Here is a 2119-nt window from a genome sequence, read left to right as displayed (position 1 = left end):
GCCGGCCGGCGCCGACACCGTCGCCCTCGGGCCGCTGGCGCCCGCGCTGGGGCGGCTGGCCGACGCCGTCGCCGCCGGGGTTCCCGCCGTCGTCCTGGCCAGCGGCGATCCCGGGCTGTTCGGCGTGGTCCGGGCCTTGCGGGCCGCCGGGCTGCCGCTGCGGGTGCTGCCGGCCGTGTCCAGCGTGGCCGCCGCGTTCGCCCGCGCGGGCCTGCCCTGGGACGGCGCGGCCGTGGTCACCGCGCACGGCCGCGACCCGCGGCCCGCGCTGAACGCCTGCCGGGCGCTGCCCGCCGTCGCGGTGCTCACCGCCCCGGGCGCCGGGGCCGCCGAGCTGGGCGCCGGGCTGGTCGGCTGGACCCGCCGCCTGGTCGTCGCCGAACACCTCGGCACCGACGCCGAACGGCTCACCGAGACCACCCCCGAGGGGGCCGCCGGGCGCGACTGGGCCGACCCGCACGTGCTGCTCAGCCTGGCCGGCGAGCCCGGCGCGGCCGGGATGCGGGCGGACAACCAGCCGGCCGCCGCCCCGGCCGGCGGGTGGGCGCTGCCCGAGTCCGCCTACGCGCACCGCGATTCCATGATCACCAAAGCGGAGGTACGCGCCCTCGCCGTGGCCCGGTTGCGTCCCCGCCTCGGCCGGCTGGTCTGGGACGTCGGCGCGGGCAGCGGCTCGGTCGGCATCGAGTGCGCCCTGCTCGGCGCGGCCGTGATCGCCGTGGACCGCGACCCGCGCGCCACCGTCGGCGCCAACGCCGCCCGGCACGGCGTCGACGTCCGGGTGGTGGCCGGCGCCGCCCCCGGGGCGCTGCACGGGCTGCCCGATCCCGACGCCGTCTTCGTCGGGGGCGGCGGCACCGACGTGCTCGCCGCCGTGGCGCACCGCCGCCCCGACCGGGTGGTGGCCGCCCTCGCCGCCGTCGACCGGGTCGCCCCCGCCGTCGGGCTGCTGCGCGCCGCCGGCTACGCCGTGCAGGGCGTCCAGCTCTCCGCCGCCCGCCTCGCCGACCTGCCCGGCGGTTCCATCCGACTCGCGGCCACCAACCCGGTGGTCGTCCTCACCGGGGAGCGCCCGTGAACCACCCGCCCGCCGCCACGGACCAGCCGACCCGGATCGGGCTCGTCGCCGCCACCGCCGCCGGCCGGCGGCACGCCCGCACCCTCGCCGACGCCTGGCCGCACGCCCGCGTCGTCACGGCGGACACCGTCGCGGACGCGCTGCGCGCCGCCTGGGCCGAGTGCGACGCCGTGGTGGCGTTCCTGGCGACCGGGGCGGTCGTGCGCATCCTCGCGCCGCTGCTCGGCGACAAGCGCACCGACCCGGCCGTGGTGGTGGTCGACGAGGCGGCCCGGCACGCGGTCGCGCTGCTCGGCGGCCACGCCGGGGGCGCCAACGACCTCGCCGGGCGGGTCGGCGCGTTGCTCGACGCCGCCCCGGTGGTCACCACCGCCACCGACGCCGCCGGCCTGCCGGGGCTGGACACCCTCGGCTGGCCCGTCGAGGGCGCCGTCGCCGCCGTCAGCCGCGCCATCCTCGACGGCGAACCGGTGACCCTCGTCGCCGACGCCGCCTGGCCGCTGCCCGCCCTGCCCGACAACGTGCGCCCCGCCCCCGTCGGGCCGACGACCCCCGCGCCCGTCGACCCGCCGGCCGTCGCGTCCGCCGACCCGTCGGCCCCCGGCCGGTCCGGGCCGAACGGGCCGGCGGGCGACGGCGGGTACCGGCTGCTGGTCACCGACCGCGTGGTGCCGCTCGACGACCGGACCGCCGTGCTGCGGCCCCCGTCGCTGGTCGCCGGCGTCGGCGCCAGCCGGGGCGTGCCCGCCGCCGAGGTGCGCGGCCTGCTCGACCGGGTGCTCGCCGAGGCCGGCCTCAGCCCGGCCAGCCTGCGGCACCTGGCCAGCGCCGACATCAAGGCCGACGAGGCGGGCATCCGGGCGACCGCCGACGCGCTCGGCGTACCGCTGGTGACGCATCCGGCGGCGGCGCTGGCGGCGGTCGACGTGCCGCACCCCAGCGAGGTGGTCCGCGCCGCCGTCGGCACCCCCAGCGTCGCCGAGGCGGCGGCGCTGCTCGGCGGCGACGCCGACCTGCTGGTGCCGAAGACCGCGACGGCGA

General features: G+C 81.3%; 2 protein-coding genes. Both read left to right on the top strand.

What is annotated here, in order from left to right:
- Positions 1-1078 (top strand): precorrin-6y C5,15-methyltransferase (decarboxylating) subunit CbiE (cbiE, locus tag AB0G13_RS34615; RefSeq protein WP_357883895.1); only part of this gene is annotated, 1078 nt, incomplete at its 5' end.
- Positions 1075-2119: cobalamin biosynthesis protein (locus tag AB0G13_RS34610; RefSeq protein ID WP_357883892.1), on the top strand; the 1045-nt coding region annotated here is incomplete at its 3' end. The genes cbiE and AB0G13_RS34610, both read left to right, overlap by 4 nt.

The sequence above is a fragment of the Micromonospora sp. NPDC023633 genome, assembly GCF_040640035.1.
GTDB lineage: Bacteria > Actinomycetota > Actinomycetes > Mycobacteriales > Micromonosporaceae > Micromonospora.
Note: the sequence above shows the minus strand (reverse complement) of the source record. Positions and strands in the feature narration are given on the sequence as shown.